Below are 15366 nucleotides of genomic sequence, written 5' to 3' on the forward strand. Positions count from 1 at the left end.
AATGAGATTTATTATTAGATGATAATGAGAACCAAAACAAGAGTGGCTTTTTTAGCTGCCCCGACCAGCTCTAATAAACTCCGGAGACAAAAAAGGCGCGCCACCCAATCGGGTGGCGCGCCTTTTTTGTATTGGCCCGGGCTTAGCTGCCCGCGACAGTCATCCGCTCGATCAATACCGAACCGGTGCGAATGTTGCTGCGCAACTCCAGATCGTTACCCACTGCGACGATCTGCTTGAACATGTCACGCATGTTGCCGGCGATGGTCACTTCCTGCACCGCGAACTGAATTTCACCGTTCTCGACCCAGAAACCCGCCGCACCGCGCGAGTAATCACCGGTCACCATGTTCAGGCCATGGCCCATCAACTCGGTGACCAGCAGGCCACGGCCCATGCGCCGCAGCAGTGCGGCCTGATCTTCATCACCATGGGTGACGAACAGGTTGTGCACGCCGCCAGCATTGGCGGTACTCGGCATGCCGAGTTTGCGCCCGGAATAAGTGCCGAGGATGTACGACACCAACTCGCCCTTCTCGACGAACGGTTTGGCATAGGTCGCCAAACCGTCACCGTCGTACGACGCACTGCCCATGGCACGCATCAGGTGCGGACGCTCGTCGATGGTCAACCACTCCGGGAACAGCTTCTGCCCCAGCGTGCCCTCAAGGAACGACGACTTGCGATACAGGCTGCCGCCGGAAATCGCCGACAGGAAGCTGCCGAACAATCCGCCCGCCAGCTCCGCCGAAAACAGCACCGGCACTTCGCAGGTTGGCACCGGACGCGCGCCCAGACGGCTCGCGGCACGCTGTGCAGCACGCTGACCGATGCTCACCGGGTCGGCCAGCAAGCTGCCCTGGCGATTCACGTCATACCAATAATCGCGCTGCATCTGCCCATCGGCCTCGGCGATCATCACACAGCTCAGGCTATGCCGGGTCGACGCGTAACCACCGATGAAACCGTGGCTGTTGCCGTACACGCGGCAGCCCTGATGAGTGCTCAACGTGGTGCCATCGGCGTTCTTGATGCGGGCATCGGCGTCGAACGCCGCGGCCTCACAGAGCAACGCCTTCTCGATGGCCTGTTCCGGGGTGATGTCCCATTGGTGGAACAGGTCGAAATCCTGAATATCCCTGGCCATCAGCGCGGCATCGGCCAGTCCCGAGGCTTCGTCTTCGGAAGTGTGTTTGGCAATCGCCAGTGCGGCAGCGACGGTTTCGCGAATCGCATCCGGCCCGGTGGCGGAAGTGCTGGCAGAGCCCTTGCGCTGACCGACATACAAGGTGATGCCAAAGCCCTGATCGCGGTTGAACTCGACCGTTTCGACTTCACGCTGACGCACGGAGGTCGACAGGCCCTGCTCCAGCGACACCGCCACTTCGCACGCGCTGGCACCCTGGCGCCTGGCTTCGGCGATGATCTGCTCGACCTGTTCCTGCAGTGCCGGCAATGCCTGTGGGCCGACGCTTTCAACTGCACTCATGCTCATCTCCACTCAAATTCTGCTTTCGGCTGGGGCCTTCGAGCGACCGGGCCGGACAAGCGGCCCCCGACTGGTTATCATGGCGGCGTTTCTTTGCGGACTGCCACCATGGTTGATTCTTACGACGACTCCCTCGATACGGGAGAAAAAAGCAAATCCCAGGTCAAACGCGAGCTGCATGCTCTGGTTGACCTTGGCGAGCGCCTTACAACGCTCAAGCCTGACTTGCAGGCGAAACTGCCATTGACCGACGCTTTGCGCCGGGCCCTGGCCGATGCGCCCAAGCACACCGCGAACATCGCGCGTAAACGGCACTTGCAGTTCATCGGCAAACTGATGCGCGATCAGGACACTGACGCGATTCTCACCTTGCTCGATCAACTCGATGCCTCTACCCGTCAGTACAACGAGCGTTTCCACAACCTCGAACGCTGGCGCGACCGCTTGATCAGCGGTGACGATGCCGTGCTGGAGAAATTCGTCGTCGAGTACCCGGACGCCGACCGCCAGCAACTGCGTTCCCTGATCCGTCAGGCCCAGCACGAGGTTGCGCATAACAAGCCTCCTGCCTCGAGCCGTAAAATCTTCAAGTACATCCGTGAGCTGGACGAGACTCAACGCGGTCTGCGTTGATATTCGCCACCGGGTGGCCGCACCGCGCGCCACCCGAAGCTCCATCCTTTCTTACGCGCCCGTGCCACCCACGGTGATCGCATCGATTTTCAGCGTCGGCTGACCCACGCCCACCGGCACCGATTGCCCGTCCTTGCCACAAGTGCCCACACCGCTGTCCAGCGCCAGATCGTTACCGACCATCGACACCCGGCTCATCGCTTCCGGGCCGTTGCCGATCAACGTCGCGCCTTTGACCGGCGCGGTGATCTTGCCGTCTTCGATCAGGTAAGCCTCGCTGGTGGAGAACACAAACTTGCCGCTGGTGATGTCGACCTGACCGCCACCGAGGTTGGCGCAGTAGATGCCCTTCTTCACCGACGCGATGATTTCCGCCGGATCGCTCTGGCCACCCAGCATGTAGGTGTTGGTCATCCGTGGCATCGGCAGGTGTGCGTAGGATTCACGGCGACCGTTGCCGGTGCGGGCGACGCCCATCAGACGCGCATTGAGTTTGTCCTGCATGTAGCCCTTGAGCACACCGTTTTCGATCAGCGTGGTGCACTCGGTCGGCGTGCCTTCGTCGTCGACGCTCAGGGAACCGCGACGACCGGCCAGCGTGCCGTCATCGACGATGGTGCAGAGCTTGGATGCAACCATCTCACCCATGCGCCCGCTATAGGCCGAGCTGCCCTTGCGGTTGAAGTCACCCTCCAGACCGTGGCCGACCGCTTCGTGCAGCAGCACGCCGGACCAGCCCGAGCCCAGGACGACCGGCAAGGTGCCAGCCGGTGCCGGAATCGCTTCCAGGTTCACCAGCGCCTGACGCAACGCTTCACGGGCGTAGCCCATGGCACGGTCGTCGGCGAGGAAATAACGGTAGTCGGTACGCCCGCCGCCGCCATGGCCGCCACGTTCGCGACGACCGTTCTGCTCGACGATCACGCTGACATTGAAACGCACCAGCGGACGCACGTCGGCCGCCAGGCCGCCGTCGGTCGAGGCCACCAGAATCCGTTCCCAGACCCCGGCCATGCTCACGCTGACCTGCTGGATACGCGGGTCGAGGGCGCGGGTCGCGACGTCGATCCGTTTGAGCAGTTCGACTTTTTCGGCGCGGCTCAGCACTTCCAGCGGGTTGTCCGGCGCATACAACTGAGCAACGTCCTGGGTGCTGAACGCCTGCACGGTGCCGTTCTGCCCGGCGCGGGAAATCGAACGGGCCGCACGGGCCGCCGCGCCGAGGGCTTCGAGGGTGATCGCGTTGCTGTAGGCAAAACCGGTTTTCTCGCCGGATTGCGCACGCACGCCGACACCCTGGTCGAGGTTGAAACTGCCTTCTTTGACGATGCCGTCTTCCAGCGACCAGGACTCGGAAATCTGCCCCTGGAAATACAGGTCGGCCGCATCGATGCCTGGGCCCGCCAGATCACCGAGCACGCCTTGCAGGCTCTCGATCGTCACGCCACCGGGCGCCAACAGGTGATCACTGACTGAGGACAACAACTCGCTCATAGGTTTTACGCCTTAAATTCGTGTTCTGAAGCAGGTCGCTGTGCGCCCTGCGAAAAAAACCGCCGATGACCGGTCACCGGCATTCGCGCCCGGATGGACGCCTGTTCGTTGCTGTCGCGCTCGGCCAGCAACACGGCTTCGCCTTGCTCCTGCTGCGCCAGCACACGGCCCCACGGATCGATAATCGCCCCGTGGCCAAAGGTTTCCCGTGGACCCGGATGCGTCCCGCCCTGGGCCGCCGCCAGCACGTAGCACTGGGTTTCAATTGCCCGAGCCCGAATCAACACGTCCCAGTGCGCCGCTCCCGTCACCGCAGTGAAGGCCGACGGAGCGGTAATCAGTTCAGCACCGGCAGCACGCAATTCGCTGTACAGCTCCGGGAAACGCAGGTCGTAACACACCGTCAGCCCCAGTCGGCCGACCGGCGTGTCCGCCACCACCACATGACTGCCATAAGCATAGTCATCGGATTCGCGGTAACGCCCACGATTGTCCGCCACGTCCACATCGAACAGATGCAACTTGTCATAGCGGGCAACGATTTCGCCCTGATCGTCCACCAGCAACGAGCAGGCATTTGACTTCGCTTCAGGTTGCCCCGCCGGTGGCAACGGCAAGGTGCCGGCCACTATCCATAACTTGAGGTCGCGGGCGGTCTGTTTCAACCACGGAAGGATCGGGCCTTCACCAAGCGCTTCGGCACGGCCGATATCGGCGATGTCGCGACGCCCCATGGCGGCGAAGTTTTCCGGCAGCACCGCCAGCTTCGCGCCAGCGCTGGCCGCTTGTTCGAGCAAACGCCGGGCATCGCGCAGATTGGCCAGCACGTCGCTCTGGCTGACCATTTGAATCACCGCAAAAGACATGGCGAACTCCGCAAGAGGTAGGCAGCCATGCTACTCCATCGGTTTGTGGCCTGGCTGATCAAAAAGGCTTGTCGAAGGTGATTTTCGGCTCTTTCCACGGGCCTTTGACCGTGTATTTGACGCTGGCGAACCGCGCAACACGGTCACCGATCAGTTTGTCGATCAGGAACAGCGCGCCGCCGACCGCCGGTGCACCGACGATCAACGCGGCGATTGGCAGGTTGTTGGTCACCGGCAGGGTCACCAGCAATTTGGCGTCAACCTGATCGCCCACCAGATCCAGCGTGCCGTTCAGTTCAATGTTGCTCGACGGCCCGGTCAGTTTGATCGGCTCCTGCGTCACATACACGCCGTTGTTCGCCACCAACAAACCCTTGACCCGGTCATAGCTCAAGCCTTTACCGAACAGGTCGGAAAAGTCGAGGCGCAGGCGGCGGCCGATGGAGTTGAAGTTGAGCAGACCGAACACCCGCAGCGCCTGGGCGCCGCCCTCGACCTCGACGAACTGGCCCTTGTTCAGCGACGCATCGAGCGTGCCGGAGAAGCGCTTGGTCGCCAGCCACGCCGGCGAGCCCGGCCAGCGGCCATCGACATCCATGTGGAATTCTTCACTGGTCACGCTCGGCGCAAAGCCCCAGCCCTTGAGCACATCGGCGAGATTTTTGCCGCCAATCCGGCCCTTGTACCAACTGCTGGTGGCACCGGGCGTCCCCTCCCAGCCACCGCTGCCCTGCAACAGAATGCCTTTGAGGCCCATGTCCAGATTGTTCAGGGCGATACCTTTGGCAGTAGGCCGGACTTTCAGCGACCAGCCACCGACCAGGTCCTGGCCCTGGAACAGCTGATTGATGGTGATATCGAGCGCCGGGATCTTGGTCGGATCCACCGAGGCCAGAGGGTCAGGTGCGTTCTCGTCGGCCTGCACCGTCGGGTCCGGCGCCGGCAGGCGAACGTATTGCAAATTCACCACAATCGGCGCGGCCTTGGCGTCGGGAATGGCTGCGGTGCCTTTGGCCTGCTGACTGTCGAGGGCCAGAGCCCAGGTGCCGGGCTTGCGATCCAGTTGCAGCGCTGCCTGATCCAGCGTCGTGCCGAAGGCCGTCAGTTTGCCGACCTTGAAGTCCGCGTTGCTGAGCAGTTGCTTGGCGCTGCCGCCCGGATCCTGACCGGCGTACTTGTCCACCAGATCCTGCCAGGGTTTGACATCCAGCTCCGACAACACGCCGCGTATGCGCAAGCCTTTGTTGCCAGGCAATACCGCTTCGCCGGCGCCGAGGAACAACTCGCCACGGCCATCGGCGAAATTGCTCGGTGGCGCGGCAAACGTGAAGTTGGCCAGTTGATCGTAATTGACCCAGTAACGCCGCTCCTGCCCTTGCAGGGTCATGCGGAACACCGTGTCACGTCCTACATCGGCGGTCATACCGAAGGGTGCAGGCAGATCCACCGCCACGCCCTTCATACTGGAACTGACCATCAACTGGCTGTCGGCACCGTCCAGATTCACTTGCAACTGGTAAGGAATCGTCCCGGACACCGGCAATGGCTGAGTCACGCCGAGCCAGTCAGTGAGTTTCTTGACCTCGACCTGCCCCGAGGCCGCCACCCGGGTCTTGAGCTTGCCGGGGCCGCCATCGGCGAAAATCTGTGCGGTGACCGGCTTGTCGAAGGCCCGCGCACTGATGTTCTGCCCGCTCAAACCCTTGGCGCTGTCAAAACGGAAGTCGCCCTTGAGCTGGCTCAATTCCAACTTCGGCTCGGCCAATTTCAACCGCGCATTGGCGGTCTTGAAGTCCACGAGGATCTTCGGCTGATCGCCCTTGGCCAACGGCACATCCAGTTTGAGTTTGCCTTGCAGATCGCCCTCACCTTCCCAACCGGCGAAGGTGTCAGCAGTGCCGATCGGCGCCTCCTGAAGAATTTTCAAGCCATCGCCCAGACCGCCGGCAAACGCACCGTCGAGGAACATATGACTGTGCTCGCCACTCGGCACATGGGGAATATTGACGAAGACATCACTGACCTGGGTGTCGAGCAACTGCCCCTTGCTGGCGACAATCCGTACACCGCTGTCCTCGATGAACACATCGCCGCTGACCTTGCTCACGTGCGGCCAGCCTGGCTGGAACGCCAGTTCGGCGTCGTGCACCTTGAAGAACAGGCTGATGCTGCGGTCCGCATCTGCGGCGCCTTTGTTCAGCGACCCTTGATACTGGAAGAACCCTTGATCCACCGCCCCTTTGAGAATCGCCGTGCGCAGCCATTCGTCGAGGGCCGGGCTCAGGACTTCCGGCAGGTATTTGGCGGTGTAACGACCGTCGCCGTCCACCAGACCGACCCGCAGGTCCATGTAGTCTTCCTGGTCGTGATCGAAATGCAGGCGGATCAGGAAGTCGCCGGCAATCTTGCCCTCTTCGCCGAGCACCTTCAGGTACGGCGCGATCAGGGTGAAGCCCTCCTTGTCGAGCTTCCAGGTCAACCGGGCGTTGGCCTGAATGTATTGCCATGGTTTGGCGAAGATCGGATCGAGGTGCAGGACGAAGTCCTTGCTGTCCATGCGCAACTCACCGCCGCCGAGGTTGCCGGTCAGGCTGCCGCTGACATTCCGCGCTGCGGGTGCGCCGTGATAGGCGTCGAAACCGACCTGATCGAGGTTGGCGGCGAAACTGAATTTGCTGTCGTCGGTGGCGTTCGGGCGGAAATCCAGTAGCACGTTGCGCAAGCCACCGGTCACTTTCAAATGCTCGACTACGGTGGCAAAACCTTGTGGCAGCGGGCCCAGTGCATTGAGTAACGGAGTGATCGGCGTCAGATCGAGGCGATCGGCCTGCAGGTGCCAGAGCTCGTCAACCTTGTCGGTGGCGGCGGTCTGCTTGACCTGAACACGGGACTCCCAACGGGTCTCGCCAAAATTCATCGCCAGCGAATCTAGAGTGACGGTCGCGCCCTCGGCACTGCGCTGGAAGTAACCGTTGAGGGCCAGGTTGTTGATCTGGATCGGCTTGCGCTCGCCGTAGGCACCGTTGAGTTGTGGGGCGTTGAGGCGGATGGCGGCGCTTTGCAGCGCGCCCTCGCTCCAGTTGACCCACAGCTCGCCGCCGGCCTTGATCTCGGATAAATTCCATTGCTGGGTCAGGCGCTCGGGCAACCATTTCGCCCAGTCGCTTTGCGGCAGGCTGACATAGCCCTCGACCGCGCTGTCCTGCAACTGGCTGGCACGAATCCGCGTACGCAGGCTCAGTGCTACGGGTTGCCCGTCGGGCAAGGTCAACCGCGCGTCGAGGCGCTGGCGATTGAGGCCGGTCTTGAGGTTGAGTCCGACATAGGTAAGGGTCAGCGGCGCCTGTTCCAGCGGCTGCAAGGTCACCTGACTGTCGAGCACCGACAACTGCTGGACCATTTGCATGCGGTTGAACAGTTGCTCGGGATCCATGGGCTGATCATTCCGCACCGGCAAGCCTTCGAGCGCCCACTGGCCGTCTTCACCCTCTTTGAGGCTGATCTTCAGACCATTGAGTTCAAGATGCGCGATGCGAACTTCCCGAGCCAGCAGACTGGCCCACAGATCCGGCACCGCTCGCACCCGATCCAGGCGCAAGGCATTGGCGCCGTCGCCAACCATCACGTCGTGAGCCAGCAGGATCGGCGCGAAACCGCTCCAGTTGCCTTCCAGCTCACCGATCTGCAACGGCATGCCCAGGGCCGCGCTGGCCTTGTCTTCGATGTCGGTACGGTATTCGGCCACCAGTGGCGTGAGTTCCCGGCCGAGGCTGACGTACAACGCCATCAACACCAGAACCAACGCGCACAGGCCCAGACCCCAGCGAGTCAGTGCAGCCAAAATGCGTGTCAGACGTTCCATGTCAGTTGGCTCCCATGGCAAAAATACTGCAAAAAGCTGAGGCCAGCCGTTTCAGGAAAAAGGTGACGCAGGGGATCAGAGCAGCACCACGTCATATTGTTCCTGGGAATACATGGTTTCCACCTGGAAGCGTATGGTGCGCCCGATAAACCCTTCAAGCTCGGCAACGTTACCGGACTCTTCATCGAGCAGCCGGTCGACGACTTTCTGGTTCGCCAATACGCGATAACCCTCGGCCTGATAGGCCCGGGCCTCGCGCAGGATCTCGCGGAAAATCTCGTAGCAAATGGTTTCCGGCGTCTTCAGCTTGCCGCGCCCCTGACAGCTGCTGCAAGGCTCGCACAGCACCTGCTCCAGGCTTTCGCGAGTCCGTTTGCGGGTCATCTGCACCAGACCCAGTTCGGTGATGCCGATGATGTTGGTCTTGGCGTGATCGCGCTCCAGCTGTTTTTCCAGGGTACGCAGCACCTGGCGCTGGTGCTCTTCGTCTTCCATGTCGATGAAGTCGATGATGATGATCCCGCCCAGATTGCGCAGACGCATCTGCCGGGCAATCGCCGTGGCGGCTTCGAGGTTGGTCTTGAAGATGGTTTCTTCGAGGTTGCGATGCCCGACGAACGCCCCGGTGTTGACGTCGATGGTGGTCATGGCTTCCGCCGGGTCCACCACCAGGTAACCGCCGGACTTCAGCGGCACCTTGCGCTCCAGGGCTTTCTGGATTTCGTCTTCGACGCCGTACAGATCGAAGATTGGCCGTTCACCCGGGTAGTGTTCCAGACGATCGGCGATTTCCGGCATCAGTTCGGCGACGAACTGCGTGGTTTTCTGGAAGGTTTCCCGGGAATCGATGCGGATCTTCTCGATCTTCGGGCTGACCAGATCACGCAAGGTGCGCAGGGCCAGACCGAGGTCTTCGTAGATCACGCTGGGTGCGCCGATGGTCTTGATCTGTTCGTTGATCTGATCCCACAGGCGGCGCAGATAGCGGATGTCCATCAGGATTTCATCGGCCCCGGCCCCTTCGGCGGCGGTGCGCAGAATAAAACCGCCGGCCTCCTTGATGCCTTCTTTGGCCACACAATCGCTGACCACCTGTTTCAGGCGCTCGCGCTCGGCTTCGTCTTCGATCTTCAGGGAAATGCCGACGTGAGCGGTGCGCGGCATGTACACCAGATAACGCGAAGGGATCGACAGTTGAGTGGTCAGACGCGCCCCTTTGGAGCCGATCGGGTCCTTGGTGACTTGCACCACCAGGCTCTGGCCTTCATGCACCAGCGCGCTGATGCTTTCCACTGCCGGGCCTTCGCGCAGGGAAATTTCCGAAGCGTGGATGAACGCCGCACGGTCCAGGCCGATGTCGACGAATGCCGCCTGCATGCCCGGCAGTACCCGCACGACCTTGCCTTTATAGATGTTGCCGACGATCCCGCGTTTTTGCGTGCGCTCGACGTGCACTTCTTGCAGCACACCGTTTTCGACCACCGCCACGCGCGATTCCATCGGCGTGATGTTGATCAGAATCTCTTCACTCATGGCAGGGTCTCGTTCAGGCATGTTCACGATAATGGCCGCATCTTGTTCCGTTCGACGCTTACTGCGCACTCAGGTTTTGCCAACAGGGTATGCCGAAATGGCCGAGCAGTTCTGCGCTTTCGCACACCGGCAAGCCGACCACGGCTGAATAGCTGCCGTTGAGACCGGCGACGAACACCGCGCCAAGTCCCTGAATACCGTAACCGCCGGCCTTGTCCCGAGGCTCGCCGCTGGCCCAGTAGGCGGCGGCTTCTTCGCGACTGATCGCCCGGAACCGTACCAGACTGCGCACCACTTGCGACTCGCAGCGCTCACCGTCTAGCACGGCGATCGCCGTCAGCACTTCGTGCTCCTTGCCGGACAACATCATCAGCATGGCGCATGCGTCGGCTTCGTCCACCGGTTTACCGAGAATTTTGCCGTCCAGCACCACAGCGGTATCGGCGCCCAACACGCAAAACGGCTTTTCGCTGACGACAGAGCGCCGCCCGGCCTCAGCCTTGCCGCGCGCCAGGCGCTCGACATAGGCCGACGGGGATTCATTGGCGAAAGGGGTTTCATCGATATCCGCGCTGATGGCGGTGAACGGAACGCCGATCTGCGTGAGCAATTCACGTCGACGCGGCGATCCGGAGGCGAGGTAAAGCGGCTTCATCCAAACATCTCCCTGTTGAGTGCCCTGCCTCATGGCACCGGTGGGGCCCATGCCTGACCGAATCAGTTGATTTTGTAGCGCCGGCGCAATCCACGCAAAGCGAAGCTGACCCACGGCCAGAGCAAGGCGCTGACCAGTGCCGGCAGGACCAGCGCCAGGGTCGGCTGACGGTTGCCGGTCAGGGCGCTGAGCCACAATTGCACAAGCTGCGCGAGGCCGAAAATCACCAGGATCACCAGGCACTGCTGCCACATCGGGAACATCCGCAGGCGTTGCTGCAACGACAGCACCAGGAACGTGATCAACGTCAGGATCAAGGCGTTCTGTCCCAACAGCGTGCCGTACAGCACGTCTTCAGCCAGCCCGAGGCAAAATGCAGTGACCATGCCGACCTTTTGCGGCAGGGCCAATGCCCAGAATGCCAGGAGCAAGGCCAGCCAGAGTGGGCGCAGGATTTCCATGAATTGCGGCAACGGCGAAACGCTGAGCAGCATGCCGATCAGAAACGTCAGCCAGACGATCCAGCCGTTTCGGGAGGCTTTGACACCGACCATTATTCTCGTCCCCCGGTGGTGGCCGGCGCAGTGACAGGCGGTTTGGCGGCCGGCCGTGCGTTGGCAGGCTGAGCGGCTGGCGGTTTGGTGGCTGCCGGCGTCGCTGCGGGTGGTTTCGCTGGCGGCTTGCTCGCGGCGGGTTTGGCCGGCGTAGCAGCAGCGGGTGCAGTGGCTGGCGTACCCGACGCAGCAGGAGCCTGAGCCGGTGTATTCACCGTTTTCGGCACCGTGGCCGGAATGATCGGGCCACCACCAAACGCATCAAGATTTTCCTGAGCCTGCGCCGCATCGTTGGCACGCTCTTCAGCCGTACGGTTGTCGCTGAACACCAGCAACAGGTAGCGGCTGCGGTTCAGAGCGGCAGTCGGCACGGCGCGGACAATGGCGAATGGCTGGCCGGAATCGTGGATCACTTCCTTGACCGTCGCCACCGGATAACCGGCCGGGAAGCGCTGACCCAGGCCGGAGCTGACCAGCAGATCACCTTCCTTGACGTCGGCCGTATCGGCCACATGCCGCAGTTCCAGGCGTTCAGGGTTGCCGGTGCCGCTGGCAATCGCCCGCAGACCGTTACGGTTCACCTGCACAGGAATGCTGTGGGTCGAGTCGGTCAGCAACAAGACACGGGAGGTGTACGGCATCAGCTCGACCACCTGCCCCATCAGGCCCCGTGCATCGAGCACCGGCTGACCGAGCACCACGCCATCACGCTCACCTTTATTGATGATGATGCGATGGGTGAAGGGATTGGGGTCCATGCCGATCAGCTCGGCCACTTCGACCTTTTCATTGACCAGCGCGGAGGAATTGAGCAACTCGCGCAGACGGACGTTCTGCTCGGTGAGGGCGGCAAGCTTCTGCATGCGGCCCTGCAACAGCAGGTTCTCGGTCTTGAGTTTTTCGTTTTCGGCGACCAGCTCGGTGCGGCTGCCGAACTGACTGGCGACACCTTCCCACAGCCTGCCGGGCAGGTCGGTGATCCAGTAAGCGTCCATCAGCACCAGCGACATCTGGCTGCGGGCAGGCTTGAGCAGGCTGAAACGGGCATCGACCACCATCAGCGCGACCGACAGCACGGCCAGCACCAACAAGCGCACGCCCAGTGAGGGGCCCTTGGCGAAAAGCGGTTTAATAGGCCGCTCCTCCCAGGCAAATGTTCTGTTTATTCATACGGCATCAAACCGGCCTGGATGAAGACTGACAGAAGATAAACGCCAACAGGCAGCACTGCAAAGTGCTGCCTGCGCGCTCACCCACGTATTGCACCCGGCGACTTATTCGCTGGAGAGCAGGTCCATGGTGTGCTTGTCCATCATTTCCAGTGCACGGCCACCGCCGCGAGCAACACAGGTCAGCGGATCTTCGGCAACGATCACCGGCAGACCGGTTTCCTGGGCCAGCAACTTGTCGAGGTCACGCAGCAGCGCGCCACCACCGGTCAGCACCAGGCCACGCTCGGCGATGTCGGAAGCCAGTTCCGGCGGCGATTGCTCCAGGGCGCTTTTCACGGCCTGAACGATGGTGGCCAGGGACTCTTGCAGAGCTTCCAGCACTTCGTTGGAGTTCAGGGTGAATGCGCGTGGAACGCCTTCGGCCAGGTTGCGACCGCGAACGTCGACTTCGCGAACTTCGCCGCCCGGGTAGGCCGTGCCGATTTCCTGCTTGATGCGCTCTGCAGTCGACTCGCCGATCAGGCTGCCGTAGTTGCGGCGCACGTAGGTGATGATCGCTTCGTCGAAGCGGTCGCCGCCAACGCGGACGGATTCGGCATAGACCACACCGTTCAGGGAGATCAGCGCGATTTCGGTGGTACCACCACCGATATCCACGACCATCGAGCCGCGAGCTTCTTCAACCGGCAGGCCGGCACCGATCGCAGCAGCCATCGGCTCTTCGATCAGGAACACTTCACGGGCACCGGCGCCAAGGGCCGATTCACGGATGGCGCGACGCTCAACCTGGGTGGACTTGCATGGAACGCAGATCAGCACACGAGGGCTGGGCTGCAGGAAGCTGTTTTCGTGAACCTTGTTGATAAAGTATTGCAGCATCTTTTCGCAGACGCTGAAGTCGGCGATCACGCCGTCCTTCATCGGACGAATGGCAGCAATGTTGCCCGGCGTACGGCCAAGCATGCGCTTCGCTTCGGTGCCGACAGCAACGACACTTTTCTGGTTACCGTGTGTCCGAATGGCCACAACCGATGGCTCATTCAGGACGATACCGCGCTCGCGCACGTAAATAAGGGTGTTGGCAGTGCCCAGGTCAATGGAAAGATCGCTGGAAAACATGCCACGCAGTTTCTTGAACATGGGAAAGGGACCCTAGGCAACGCGTGGGTAAAAAAGTGCGGCAAACTCTAACAACGACAGGGATTTTGGGCAAGGCGCCAATATGTTAAATTGGCCGCTTTTCTGTGCACCAAGCCCCACAATCGCGGCCTTATGACCGTAGAAGTGCGGTAGTGTTCCGACAATCTAACACACGGACGCCGTCCGTCCTGTTTTCCACTGGAGAAACCCGATGGCGCTAGAACGCTCCGACGTGGAAAAAATCGCTCATCTGGCCAGCCTTGGCCTGAATGACGCCGATCTTCCACACATCACTTCGGCCCTCAACAGCATTCTCGGGCTGGTCGACGAAATGCAGGCGGTCAATACCGACGGTATCGAGCCGCTGGCCCACCCGCTGGAAGCCAGTCAGCGCCTGCGCGCCGACGTCGTGACCGAAAGCAATAACCGCGAGGCTTATCAGTCCATCGCACCAGCGGTCGAAAACGGCCTGTATCTGGTTCCGAAAGTCATCGACTAAAGGGAAAGAGCCTGCAATGCATCAAATGACTCTGGCCGAGATCGCCCGCGGTCTCGCCGATAAAAAGTTTTCTTCCGAAGAGCTGACCAAGGTCCTGCTGGCGCGCATTTCCCAGCTCGATCCGCAGCTCAACAGTTTCATCAGCCTCACCGAAGAACTGGCCCTCGAGCAGGCGAAAGCCGCCGACGCGCGCCGGGCCAACGGTGAGAGCGGCGCCCTGCTCGGCGCGCCGATCGCCCACAAAGACCTGTTCTGCACCCAGGGCATCCGCACCAGCTGCGGCTCGAAGATGCTCGACAACTTCAAGGCCCCGTACGACGCCACCGTGGTGTCGAAGCTGGCCGCCGCCGGCACCGTGACCCTGGGCAAGACCAACATGGACGAATTCGCCATGGGTTCGGCCAACGAGTCGAGCTGGTACGGCGCGGTGAAAAACCCGTGGAACCTGGAACACGTACCGGGCGGTTCGTCCGGTGGTTCGGCGGCGGCAGTTGCCGCTCGCCTGTTGCCAGCCGCCACGGCCACCGACACCGGCGGTTCGATCCGCCAGCCGGCCGCGTTCACCAACCTCACCGGCCTGAAACCGACCTACGGTCGTGTTTCGCGTTGGGGCATGATCGCCTACGCCTCCAGCCTCGATCAGGGCGGTCCTCTGGCTCGTACTGCCGAAGACTGCGCGATTTTATTGCAAGGCATGGCCGGCTTCGATCCGAACGACTCCACCAGCATCGATGAGCCGGTGCCGGACTACGCCGCCGGTCTGAATGGCTCGCTGCAAGGCCTGCGCATCGGCGTGCCGAAGGAATACTTCGGCGCCGGTCTCGACCCGCGCATCGCCGACCTGATCCAGAACAGCATCAAAGAGCTGCAGAAGCTCGGTGCCGTGATCAAGGAAATCAGCCTGCCGAACATGCAGCACGCGATTCCTGCGTACTACGTGATCGCTCCGGCAGAGGCGTCCTCCAACCTGTCGCGTTTCGACGGCGTGCGCTTCGGCCATCGCTGCGAAGACCCGAAGAACCTGGAAGACCTGTACAAGCGTTCCCGTGGCGAAGGCTTCGGCCCTGAAGTACAACGCCGGATCATGGTCGGCGCCTACGCGCTGTCCGCCGGTTACTACGACGCCTACTACCTGAAAGCGCAGAAGATCCGTCGCCTGGTGAAGAACGACTTCATGGCCGCCTTTAATGAAGTCGACATCATCCTCGGCCCGACCACGCCAAACCCGGCCTGGAAACTCGGCGCCAAGAACAGCGACCCGGTCGCTGCCTATCTGGAAGACGTCTACACCATCACCGCCAACCTCGCGGGCCTGCCGGGCCTGTCGATGCCGGCCGGTTTCGTCGACGGCCTGCCGGTCGGCGTGCAACTGCTCGCTCCGTATTTCCAGGAAGGTCGCCTGTTGAACGTTGCCCACCAGTATCAGTTGAACACTGACTGGCACACCCGCACCCCAACCGGCTTCTGAG

The 15366-nt window shown here is 61.6% G+C and carries 12 protein-coding genes; 3 read left to right on the forward strand and 9 right to left on the reverse strand.

Annotation, left to right across the window (positions count from 1 at the left end; all coding sequences use genetic code 11):
• Positions 1–142: 142 nt before the first annotated feature.
• Positions 143–1489 (reverse strand): metalloprotease PmbA, encoded by a 1347-nt coding sequence (gene pmbA, locus M5B44_RS04165; protein WP_011332464.1) that lies wholly within the window; start codon positions 1487–1489, stop codon positions 143–145.
• Positions 1490–1597: 108 nt separating this feature from the next.
• Between pmbA and yjgA the strand changes: the two genes are divergently transcribed.
• Positions 1598–2122, forward strand: coding sequence for a ribosome biogenesis factor YjgA (yjgA, locus tag M5B44_RS04170; RefSeq protein ID WP_085711793.1), 525 nt, complete (start codon positions 1598–1600; stop codon positions 2120–2122).
• A 51-nt stretch (positions 2123–2173) separates the two neighbouring features.
• Here yjgA and tldD read toward each other — a convergent pair whose 3' ends face one another.
• The 8 genes from tldD to mreB form a co-directional block, all read right to left on the reverse strand.
• Positions 2174–3616 (reverse strand): metalloprotease TldD, encoded by a 1443-nt coding sequence (tldD, locus tag M5B44_RS04175; protein ID WP_248738309.1) that lies wholly within the window; start codon positions 3614–3616, stop codon positions 2174–2176.
• 5 nt (positions 3617–3621) lie between these two features.
• A complete protein-coding gene (locus M5B44_RS04180) occupies positions 3622–4482 on the reverse strand; it encodes a carbon-nitrogen hydrolase family protein (RefSeq protein WP_248738310.1) in 861 nt (286 codons plus the stop codon).
• 58 nt (positions 4483–4540) lie between these two features.
• Positions 4541–8344 carry a YhdP family protein gene (locus tag M5B44_RS04185; RefSeq protein ID WP_248738311.1) on the reverse strand — a complete coding sequence of 1268 codons (3804 nt, stop codon included), beginning with the start codon at positions 8342–8344 and terminating at the stop codon, positions 4541–4543.
• 75 nt (positions 8345–8419) lie between these two features.
• Positions 8420–9877 (reverse strand): ribonuclease G, encoded by a 1458-nt coding sequence (gene rng, locus M5B44_RS04190; RefSeq protein ID WP_065260839.1) that lies wholly within the window; start codon positions 9875–9877, stop codon positions 8420–8422.
• Positions 9878–9935: 58 nt separating this feature from the next.
• Complete coding sequence (locus tag M5B44_RS04195; protein WP_248738312.1) at positions 9936–10532, reverse strand: Maf family protein; 597 nt, start codon at positions 10530–10532, stop codon at positions 9936–9938.
• A gap of 62 nt (positions 10533–10594) precedes the next feature.
• Positions 10595–11086 carry a rod shape-determining protein MreD gene (mreD, locus tag M5B44_RS04200; protein ID WP_085711798.1) on the reverse strand — a complete coding sequence of 164 codons (492 nt, stop codon included), beginning with the start codon at positions 11084–11086 and terminating at the stop codon, positions 10595–10597.
• Positions 11086–12219: a rod shape-determining protein MreC gene (gene mreC / locus M5B44_RS04205; RefSeq protein WP_318653917.1), complete on the reverse strand. Its 1134-nt coding sequence runs from the start codon at positions 12217–12219 to the stop codon at positions 11086–11088. Before mreC ends, mreD begins: the two co-directional genes overlap by 1 nt.
• A 141-nt stretch (positions 12220–12360) precedes the next feature.
• Positions 12361–13398 (reverse strand): rod shape-determining protein MreB, encoded by a 1038-nt coding sequence (gene mreB, locus M5B44_RS04210; protein WP_002555108.1) that lies wholly within the window; start codon positions 13396–13398, stop codon positions 12361–12363.
• Positions 13399–13609: 211 nt separating this feature from the next.
• Between mreB and gatC the strand changes: the two genes are divergently transcribed.
• Both gatC and gatA read left to right on the forward strand, forming a co-directional pair.
• Positions 13610–13897 (forward strand): Asp-tRNA(Asn)/Glu-tRNA(Gln) amidotransferase subunit GatC, encoded by a 288-nt coding sequence (gene gatC / locus M5B44_RS04215; protein ID WP_007953612.1) that lies wholly within the window; start codon positions 13610–13612, stop codon positions 13895–13897.
• Positions 13898–13913: 16 nt separating this feature from the next.
• A complete protein-coding gene (gene gatA / locus M5B44_RS04220; protein ID WP_248738314.1) occupies positions 13914–15365 on the forward strand; it encodes an Asp-tRNA(Asn)/Glu-tRNA(Gln) amidotransferase subunit GatA in 1452 nt (483 codons plus the stop codon).
• Position 15366 lies beyond the last annotated feature (1 nt).

The organism is Pseudomonas sp. MWU12-2029 (assembly GCF_023242425.1).
Lineage (GTDB): Bacteria > Pseudomonadota > Gammaproteobacteria > Pseudomonadales > Pseudomonadaceae > Aquipseudomonas > Aquipseudomonas kribbensis.

Coding starts and splice junctions, on each gene's coding strand:
- pmbA (WP_011332464.1), bottom strand. CDS start 1,489: ATGAGTGCAGTTGAAAGCGTCGGCCCACAGGCATTGCCGGCACTGCAG.
- yjgA (WP_085711793.1), top strand. CDS start 1,598: ATGGTTGATTCTTACGACGACTCCCTCGATACGGGAGAAAAAAGCAAA.
- tldD (WP_248738309.1), bottom strand. CDS start 3,616: ATGAGCGAGTTGTTGTCCTCAGTCAGTGATCACCTGTTGGCGCCCGGT.
- M5B44_RS04180 (WP_248738310.1), bottom strand. CDS start 4,482: ATGTCTTTTGCGGTGATTCAAATGGTCAGCCAGAGCGACGTGCTGGCC.
- M5B44_RS04185 (WP_248738311.1), bottom strand. CDS start 8,344: ATGGAACGTCTGACACGCATTTTGGCTGCACTGACTCGCTGGGGTCTG.
- rng (WP_065260839.1), bottom strand. CDS start 9,877: ATGAGTGAAGAGATTCTGATCAACATCACGCCGATGGAATCGCGCGTG.
- M5B44_RS04195 (WP_248738312.1), bottom strand. CDS start 10,532: ATGAAGCCGCTTTACCTCGCCTCCGGATCGCCGCGTCGACGTGAATTG.
- mreD (WP_085711798.1), bottom strand. CDS start 11,086: ATGGTCGGTGTCAAAGCCTCCCGAAACGGCTGGATCGTCTGGCTGACG.
- mreB (WP_002555108.1), bottom strand. CDS start 13,398: ATGTTCAAGAAACTGCGTGGCATGTTTTCCAGCGATCTTTCCATTGAC.
- gatC (WP_007953612.1), top strand. CDS start 13,610: ATGGCGCTAGAACGCTCCGACGTGGAAAAAATCGCTCATCTGGCCAGC.
- gatA (WP_248738314.1), top strand. CDS start 13,914: ATGCATCAAATGACTCTGGCCGAGATCGCCCGCGGTCTCGCCGATAAA.